A 9,538-nucleotide genomic window follows, 5' to 3' on the forward strand; every position below is an offset into this window, starting at 1 on the left:
TGGCGGTACGCCTTTAGTCGTTTCCATGAACGAGCAGGCACTGGGTGTAATTGAACTTCAGGATATCATTAAAACAGGCATAAGCGAACGTTTTGAGCGTCTACGTAAAATGGGTGTAAAAACAGTGATGGTGACGGGTGACAACCCTTTAACTGCAAAGTTTATTGCTGAAAAAGCAGGCGTGGATGATTTTATTGCGGAGGCTAAGCCCGAGGATAAAATGAACTACATTAAACATGAGCAGGCCAACGGTAAACTGGTGGCCATGATGGGCGACGGAACAAATGATGCGCCAGCACTGGCACAGGCAGACGTTGGCGTAGCCATGAACAGCGGAACGCAGGCCGCTAAGGAAGCGGGGAACATGGTCGATTTGGATAATGACCCCACTAAACTTATTGAAATCATAGAGATTGGCAAGCAGTTATTAATCACCAGGGGAACACTTACTACCTTCTCCATCGCTAATGACGTGGCTAAATATTTCGCTATAGTTCCAGCATTGTTTATTGCTTCCATTCCAGCCTTGCAAAGCCTGAATATAATGGGCCTTCATAGTCCGGAGAGCGCCATCATGTCGGCAGTGATCTTCAATGCGATCATCATTCCAATTCTGATTCCCATAGCGTTAAAAGGTGTGGATTACAAGCCTATAGGCGCAAGCGCACTGTTGCGTAGAAACCTCCTTATTTACGGATTGGGTGGTGTAATTGCCCCTTTTATAGGCATTAAACTAATCGATATGCTGGTCGGCCTCTTCGTTTAACACAACAATAAAAATTTAGCCTTATGATAATTTTAAAACTTTTACAAAATAAATAATCTGATGAAAAAATATATAGTACAATCTTTACGGTTAACCGCAGTATTAATAGCCTTGCTATGCGTAGCATATCCCTTATTGGTAGCCTTTGCAGGAGGATTTTCGAAAGGTAAAGGCGGTGGAGAAAAGGTGGTGGTAAACGGAGAGGTAAAAGGTTATGCGTTGCTTGGGCAGTCGTTTACGCAACCGCAATACTTTTGGGGCAGGCCATCAGCAACAGGCTATAACGCTGCGGGTTCCGGGGGTAGCAATAAGGGGCCGTCTAATGGGGCATATCTGGAAGAAGTAGCTAACCGGGTTGACACCTTGCTAAAGCACCACCCCTACCTGAAAAAAGAAAGCATCCCAGCAGACCTGGTAACGGCATCTGGCAGTGGTTTAGACCCTGATATTTCAGAACAAAGTGCCACCATTCAGATCAGAAGAATTGCTGCTTACCGGGGTGTTGACGAGAAGAGAATAGCCGAGCTCGTCGTTGAGCATACGAAAGGGCCATTTCTAGGCCTGTTTGGTCCTACAACGGTTAATGTGCTACAATTGAATTTAGCACTGGACCAACTAAAATAATCTATACAAAATCCTCTCGGCCGCTTGATCTATGCGTTTGCCAACAATGGGTCAAGTGGCGGAGATTGGAAATCCCAACATCAACAGTTAACAATAACATGAAGAAAATTTTAACATTAGGAGCAGCATTAGCAACCAGTTTTATTGCCTACGGACAAGATGAACCTAGAATTAAGGTAAGCGGTTACCTGGAAACATATTTTGGCTATGATTATAATAGACCAGCAGACAATAACAGACCCGGCTTTATCTATTCGCATAACAGACACAATGAAGTTAACCTTAACCTCGGTTTTATTAAGGGCACTTACGACAATGACGGCATTAGGGCCAACCTGGCACTAATGACCGGAACATACACCAATGCTAATCTGGCCGCAGAACCAGGCGTTTTGAAAAATATCTTTGAAGCAAATGCCGGGGTAAGATTGTCAAAAACAGCAAATTTATGGCTTGACGCAGGAGTATTTCCCTCCCACATTGGTTTTGAAAGCGCAATATCCAAAGACTGCTGGGTGCTAACGCGCAATATCTCATCAGAAAACACCCCGTATTATGAATCTGGTGCAAAGATTTCCTACGGCACCACTGATGGTAAACTGACGTTTACCGCCTTATACCTTAATGGATGGCAAAGAATTACGCGCCAAAACAGCAACAGCCTCCCTGCAGGTGGGTTACAGCTAATTTGGAAACCTTCAGCACGTGTCACGCTAAATTACAGCAATTATCTGGGTTCGGAAGGCGCTGATTCGGTTCGTGTAAGGCGTTTTTACCATAATTTTTATGGAATCATTCAGTTCACAGATCAATTAGGCCTTACGGTTGGACTTGATTATGGCACCCAGCAAAAAGCACGGGGTAGTGACGAAAAGAGTGAAGTAATATCACCGGTGGCTATAGCCCAGTACAAAATAAGCGATAAATGGGCCGTTGCGGGAAGGGTAGAGAATTATAAAGATAAAAACGGTATTTTCATTGCAACAGGTATACCAGAAGGTTTTAATGGGAGGGGTTATTCTTTAAACATTGATTTTTCTCCTCTCCCAAATGCTGTGCTCAGGTTAGAAGAAAAGCTTTACGATGCCCAAAGCACAAATACCACCCTTACAGCTAGTTTTGCGGTATCCTTTTAATTGAACTAATGATGAACTCAGATTCTTCAAATTCTACAAAAAACTTCCTCGACTTGATCAAAAAATCAAGACGAGGAAAGTTTAAGGTTTATCTTGGAATGAGCGCTGGAGTAGGTAAAAGCTACCGCATGCTGCAAGAAGGACATGCTTTACTAAAAAACGGCATAAATATTCAGATTGGCTATATCGAAACCCACAGGCGTTTAGAAACCGAAGCACTGCTTCATGGTATTCCGATGATTGCCAGGAGACAGCTTTACTATAAAGGTAAATACCTGGAAGAAATGGATATGAATGCCATCATTAATATTCATCCGGATGCTGTAATTATTGATGAACTTGCACATAGCAATGTGGAGGGCAGCAAAAATGCGAAACGCTGGCAGGATGTTTTAGATATTCTGGATGTAGGAATAAGTGTGATATCGGCACTGAACATCCAGCATCTGGAGAGTATGAACGAAGAGATTGAAAGGATTACGGGAATTGCTGTAACAGAACGTATACCCGACAAACTTCTGGAAGCGGCGGATGAAATAGTGAATATCGACTTAACGGCTGACGAGTTGATCGATCGTTTAAAAGCAGGTAAGATTTATGATTCCAGTAAAATTGAACAGGCATTAAATAATTTCTTTCAGCCGGAAAAAATATTACAACTTCGTGAACTGGCCTTAAAAGAAGTGGCTCATCATCTGCAAAGAAAGATCAATGTGGAAGTGCCTCACCAGATTAAACTTCGTCCAGAAAAATTTATGGCTTGCATATCCACTAATCACCAGACGGCTAAGGTTATCATTCGCAAAACAGCAAGATTAGCCTCTTATTATAGTTCGCCCTGGATTGTTTTATATGTGCAAAGAACAAAAGAAAGTAGTGACAGAATTAAGCTTGACCTGCAGCGCCACTTAATTAATAGTTTCAAGTTAGCCACTGAACTTGGTGCAGAAGTAATAAAGATCAAAAATGATGACGTTACGCAAACCATAACCAGAATAGCCATGGAAAAAGAAGTGACGACGATTTGTATAGGCAAACCGCATTTAAACCTCTTACAAATCATCATGCAAACTGCAATTTTCAACCAGTTACTCAAAACAATATCTAAAACCCAAACCGACCTTGTCATAGTATCATGAAAATAAAAACTAAACTAAACCTTGGGTTCGGGTTCCTATTTGTGATGGTGATCTTATTTGGCGCATTTTCCCTGGTAAATGTCAAAAAGATTTCAGTTACCGCAAAGGCGATCCTGGTGGACAATTATGAGTCATTAATGTATACACGCGTCATGCACGCCATAATTGACGAAAACAGCTTACCGCTTAATGAAAAGGCAGAAACTTTATTTAAAGAACAACTTCATAGAGAACAGCGAAACGTGACCGAAAATGGAGAAGCCGTGGCGGTAAAAAAGCTGCAGGCTGCTTTTCAGCGTGTTATTGACCCCAACATAAGCGCCCCACTCAAACAGCTCGCTCTGCAAGAGGTAAGAAAACAATTAAACAGCATTGACGAGTTGAATATGAATGCGATAGTGCGGAAAAATCAAGCTGCTCAGGCCACTGTAGAAAAAGCGACCCTCTACATCGTATTTTCTGCTTCACTTTGCTTTCTGATCTTATTGTCTTTCAGCGTAAACTTCCCTGGCTTTGTAGCGAATCCTTTGAAGGAATTTTCAGCTGCGCTAAAGGAAATAAGCAAAAAGAATTACAAACAGCGATTACAATTTAAAGGTCATGATGAATTCTCAGAATTAGCCTCTGAATTTAACGTAATGGCTGCTAAGCTTAACCATTGGGAGAACAGTAATCTGGCTGAGATTACATCTGAAAAACTACGTATAGAAGCGATTATTGAACATATGCAGGACGCCATTATTGGAGTGAATGAGCGAAATGAGATTTTATTCTTAAATAAGGTTGCTGGCCAATTATTAAATCTGAATATAAAGGAAACGATTGGCTTAAATGCAACAGAAGTAATGAATAAAAACGACCTTTTAAAGAAGATTGTGCAAGTTGACAGTGAGGAGAAACCGCTAAAGATATATGCTGATCATAAGGAGTCCTATTTTCAGCTTGAACGGAGGCAGATTCTACTGCCAGGTGATTACCTAGAGAAGGGGGTTAGCCAGAGCGGTGGCGCTGCAGGCGAAGTTTACATATTGAAGAATATTACGAAGTATAAAGAATTGGATGAAGCGAAGACCAACTTTATTGCTACGGTTTCTCATGAACTTAAAACACCCATTTCCTCTATCAAAATGAGCTTAAAGCTGATGGAAGATGAAAGGGTTGGGTTAATGAACGGGGAACAGAAGGTGTTAACACAAAATATTAAAGAGGATAGCGACCGGCTATTAAAGATAACCAGTGAATTGTTGGACCTGGCACAAGTGGAAACTGGTAACCTGGAGCTGAATTTTGTAAAAACTGATCCACGGGAAATTGTTGTATATGCGATGGATACCGTGAGATTTCAGGCAGAGCAACGTGGAATTGAACTGGAACTTGTAAGCCGGAACAACCTGCCCCAAGTGAATGTTGACACCGAAAAGACAGCCTGGGTATTGGTGAATTTTTTATCGAATGCCTTGCGTTATAGTGCAGAAAAATCAAGGATTGTAGTTCAGGTTATAGAAAATGGCCCCCGTATAGAATTTTCTGTTCGCGACTTTGGGAAAGGAATAGATGAACAGTATCAAAAGCGACTATTTGAGCGATACTTTCAAGTGCCAACAGATGGGAATAATAAATCTGGATCAGGCTTAGGATTGTCCATCTCAAAAGATTTCATTGAAGCACAAGGGGGAAAAATCTGGCTTGAATCAGCCATTGGCGAAGGCAGTCGTTTCTGCTTTTCATTACCATCATCAAACAAGGTTTAATGAATTTGACCTCTTCATAAAGAAAATCCTTTATTTGAGATTATACCTTTAAGAATGCAGGGAAAAACGTAATTTTATTTAGGCTGAACTGCAGGTACATTAAGGTGATGATATAGAAAACATCCCAGTCATGGTTAGCTTAAATAAATACCATTCAAATCATGAGAAAAGGCATACTACCCTATTTAACAATCACTTTGGCACTTATTGCTATTTCTCTGAATTTGCGCGCCCAAAAAAGGGATGTAGAAGTATCCAAACCTGCAATTAAAATGCATTTGAATAACGATATGTTAGTACGCATAGCAGAAATAGAGGTTATTCCTGAATACCTGGAAGCTTATAAGGAAATCCTTAAAACTGGAGCGGAAACATCGGTTAAATTAGAGCCCGGAGTAATTTCCATATTCCCGATGTTTATAAACGAGAAGCCTAACCAGATAAGAATCCTTGAAATTTATGCGAGTAAGGCTGCTTACGAATCACACTTGAAGACACCACATTTTTTGCATTACAAAACAGAAACGCTGAAAATGATAAAGTCTTTAAAACTGGTAGACATGACTGTGCTGGACAAAGAGACGATGTTGGAGATTTTTAAAAAATCACAGTAACAAGGGTTTTAGTTACAAGTAAGTATCGTTTCTGGATTCTCTATGCATGAAAAATAAAGCTTAAATAATTGCTATGAAAATTGCTTTAGCATCGCCCCCATTTCCAAAAAATATAGCCGAAGGCCTAACTATCCTGAAAGAGATGACTCAGGAAGCTGCAGGGCAGCAGGCCGAAATTATTTGTTTCCCAGAATCATTTCTTCCTGGATATCCGGGTATGGGGTATAGACCTGCAGACCAAACTCATGAAAGCTTAAAAAAAGCCTTAGCGGAAGTGTGCTGGATTGCGGCTAAACAGGGGATTGCCATCATTGTTCCTATGGATGGTTATATTAATCAACAGCTCGTAAATCTTGCCTATGTTGTTTCTGCAACGGGCGAAATTATGGGGTACCAAACTAAAAACCAGCTGGATCCTTCAGAAGATAGCCTTTGGGTACCGGGCACAGAAAGATCCATATTTGAATTAAACGGCCTGAAGTTCGGCATTACCATCTGCCATGAAGGGTTTCGTTACCCCGAATCCGTGAGGTGGTCGGCACAACAGGGCGCACAGCTCGTCTTCCATCCTCACTTTACGGGTAGCAATACCAATGGTCCACAACTTACTGAATGGGGTAATAAAAATAATCCTTACTATGAAAAGGCCATGATGATGCGCGCTTTGGAAAACACCATATATTTTGCGAGCGTAAATTATTCATCAGATTTCCCAGAATCGGCTAGTGCCATCATTGACCCTCAAGGCAATTGCATTTTGCATGAGGCCTATGGGAGGACAGGGATTATTGTAGGAGAGATTGATCCGGAGCTGGCTACTGGCTTGTTAGCGAAAAGGTTTAAACCAGAACTATATAGCACGATGAATGCTGCCAAAAGATAAAAGCTGAAGTAAGAATTAAATAATACTTCACGCTAAGGTTAGTCTCCATTGTGAACAGCGGACAATGTTCGTTGCCTGACATCTATTGTCCGTTACGAGCAATAAGAATTATTGTCCTGCCTAACACCAACTTAAACAACACTTTATTCTGGCATTGTAACATCTGAGCCGTTAATTCTACCAGCAACTTTACCACGTAGTTGGTACTTATATATATATTTATGGACAATGAAAATCATAAAGCCCTGGTTTAATAAGAATAGCGCGCATCTCACTGTTATGGTATTGTTTTTCGCAATATGTTTCATTTATTTTAATCCAGCTTTCCTGGGTAAATCGCTTGGTCAAAATGATGTAACCCGCGCACAGTCTACGCAAACTGAAATAAATGATTATAAGGCAAAGGGAGAGACTATTCTGTGGACCAATCAAATCCATGGGGGGATGCCTACTTTTCAGATCTGGGCGCCGTATCCCAATAACCTAACAACATGGATGGTAAACGCAGTTAACCATACCCTCCCCAAACCAGTGGGCACCGTTTTGTTATTACTAACGGGGACTTATTTACTCTTCTCGGTGCTTAAACTTAACCCCTGGCTAGCAGCTACCGGGGCTATCGCCTTTACATTCTCTTCTTATAATATCATTTTAATTGCAGCCGGACATGCTAATCAGGTATTTGCGATCGCTTTTTTTGCGCCGGTCATTGCAGGCATCTTATTGATTTTTAGGAGACAATATCTTCTGGGAACTGCATTAACCGCCCTGTTCCTCGCAATGGAAATCAGAGCAAATCATATCCAAATGACGTATTACCTCATGTTAGCCATCTTGGTATTAGTGGCAATCGAGTGTTATCATGCGATCCGGAAAAAGGAATTTAAGGTGTTCTTGAAGTCTGTTGCTTATGCCGCAATGGCTACCTTACTTGCTGTCAGTGTTAATGCATCGTCCTTATGGAGTACCTATGAATATGGCGAAGAAACCATTCGCGGCCACTCCAATTTAACCCAGCAAACAGCAAAGCCGAGTACCGGCCTGTCAAAAGAGTACGCTTATCAGTGGAGTCAAGGGGTGAAAGAATGTATCACATTTTTAATCCCTAATGCTTATGGTGGAAGCTCGAGAGGGCATGCAGAAGAGGGATCGGAGGTAACCAAAACGTTAATTGGGATAGGTGCAGCACCAGACCAGGCCGCCTACATCGCTGGAAGTCTGTCGCTTTACTGGGGAGACAAGCCTTTTACAGAAGGGTCATTTTATTTCGGTGCAGTAATTTGTTTTCTGTTCACCCTGGGATTAATAATCGTCAAAAGCAGGATAAAATGGTGGCTGGCAATAGTGATGGTGTTGACCATGTTGTTGTCGTTTGGGAAAAACTGGCCATATGTATCTGATCTTTTCTTCGACTATTTCCCCTTGTACAACAAATTCAGGGCAGTGGAGTCAATTCTTGCTGTTGGCGCCTTGTGTTTTACCATGCTGGCTTTGCTCACCGTGAACGAGGTGATTTACCATACTAACAAAACCTGGCTGTTAGCCAAGGCAAAGATCGCATTGTATATTACTGGCGGATTATGTTTATTAGTCGCGGTTGTTCCAGAACTGCTCTTATCTTTTAAATCAAGCGATCACCAAAGCTTCATTACGCAATTAAGCCAGGCGCTTAAAATTGACGACGCGACCTCCAATTCCATAGGAAACGCGCTGGTTATGGATCGAAAAACTGCAGCACAGTCTGATGCGCTGCGCTCCTGCTTTTATATTCTTCTAGGATTTACATTGCTATGGGCTTTTCTTAAAAACAAGGTTGGAAAAACAGGACTTTCTATTGCCCTCCTCGTCTTGATTGCCGTCGATATGTGGAGTGTAGACAAACGCTATTTGAACTTTGATAGTTTCGTAGCACAACAAGACGTTAATCCGCCACAGTTACGTGAGGTCGACCAATTGATCCTGGAAGACAAGGATCCAAATTATAAGGTGATTGACCTGAGTCAAAGTATTCTTAGTGACGCTACTACACCTTATTTCCACAAATCAATTGGAGGTTATTCGGCCGTGAGGTTAAAACGATTCGAAGAGTTAGTGGAAGTACAATTCAAGGATACGATCAATCAGGACATTCTGGGTATGATGAATACAAAATACATCATCATGAGGGATGAACAAACGCCAAGGCTGACCGCTGTATTGAATCCGTCGGCATGTGGCCATGCCTGGTTTGTAGACAGCGTAAAATTTGTTCGAAATGCGGACCAGGAAATAGAAGCGATCACAAATTTTTCACCAAAGATGGAGGCTGTCGTTCATGAAGAATTTAAAGACCTCATCAGCGATGTTCCGTTAACGAAAAGACAGCCAAAAGACCGTATTGACTTGGTTAGTTATTCACCAGATCACATGATTTATCAGAGCAACACTCAGTCAGCTAACCTAAGTCGGAGGCCAAGCGGTCTTAGGAAGACAATAGAGAGGGACAACTCCTTGGCTCACAGAACGACATGGCTACGATCCGACTTATGTTCCGTTAACGAAAAGACAGCCAAAAGACCGTATTGACTTGGTTAGTTATTCACCAGATCACATGATTTATCAGAGCAACACTCAGTCAGCTAACCT

At 41.6% G+C, this 9,538-nt stretch carries 8 protein-coding genes; all 8 read left to right on the forward strand.

What is annotated here, in order from left to right; genetic code table 11:
- Nucleotides 1–766: HAD-IC family P-type ATPase (locus ACR2F3_RS02615; RefSeq protein WP_432708423.1), on the forward strand; the 766-nt coding region annotated here is incomplete at its 5' end.
- A gap of 60 nt (nt 767–826) precedes the next feature.
- Complete coding sequence (gene kdpC, locus ACR2F3_RS02620; RefSeq protein WP_432708424.1) at nt 827–1,390, forward strand: potassium-transporting ATPase subunit KdpC; 564 nt, start codon at nt 827–829, stop codon at nt 1,388–1,390.
- 98 nt (nt 1,391–1,488) lie between these two features.
- Complete coding sequence (locus tag ACR2F3_RS02625) at nt 1,489–2,526, forward strand: porin (RefSeq protein WP_432708425.1); 1,038 nt, start codon at nt 1,489–1,491, stop codon at nt 2,524–2,526.
- Nucleotides 2,527–2,537: 11 nt separating this feature from the next.
- Nucleotides 2,538–3,665: a sensor protein KdpD gene (locus ACR2F3_RS02630; protein WP_432708430.1), complete on the forward strand. Its 1,128-nt coding sequence runs from the start codon at nt 2,538–2,540 to the stop codon at nt 3,663–3,665.
- Nucleotides 3,662–5,416 carry an ATP-binding protein gene (locus ACR2F3_RS02635; RefSeq protein ID WP_432708426.1) on the forward strand — a complete coding sequence of 585 codons (1,755 nt, stop codon included), beginning with the start codon at nt 3,662–3,664 and terminating at the stop codon, nt 5,414–5,416. The genes ACR2F3_RS02630 and ACR2F3_RS02635 overlap by 4 nt, the downstream gene beginning before the upstream one ends.
- Nucleotides 5,417–5,577: 161 nt before the next feature.
- Nucleotides 5,578–6,030, forward strand: coding sequence for a putative quinol monooxygenase (locus tag ACR2F3_RS02640; protein ID WP_432708427.1), 453 nt, complete (start codon nt 5,578–5,580; stop codon nt 6,028–6,030).
- Between the two features lie 73 nt (nt 6,031–6,103).
- Nucleotides 6,104–6,913 carry a carbon-nitrogen hydrolase family protein gene (locus ACR2F3_RS02645; RefSeq protein ID WP_432708428.1) on the forward strand — a complete coding sequence of 270 codons (810 nt, stop codon included), beginning with the start codon at nt 6,104–6,106 and terminating at the stop codon, nt 6,911–6,913.
- A 228-nt stretch (nt 6,914–7,141) separates the two neighbouring features.
- Nucleotides 7,142–9,478 carry a hypothetical protein gene (locus ACR2F3_RS02650; RefSeq protein ID WP_432708429.1) on the forward strand — a complete coding sequence of 779 codons (2,337 nt, stop codon included), beginning with the start codon at nt 7,142–7,144 and terminating at the stop codon, nt 9,476–9,478.
- Nucleotides 9,479–9,538 lie beyond the last annotated feature (60 nt).

The organism is Pedobacter sp. (assembly GCF_045627485.1).
Lineage (GTDB): Bacteria > Bacteroidota > Bacteroidia > Sphingobacteriales > Sphingobacteriaceae > Pedobacter.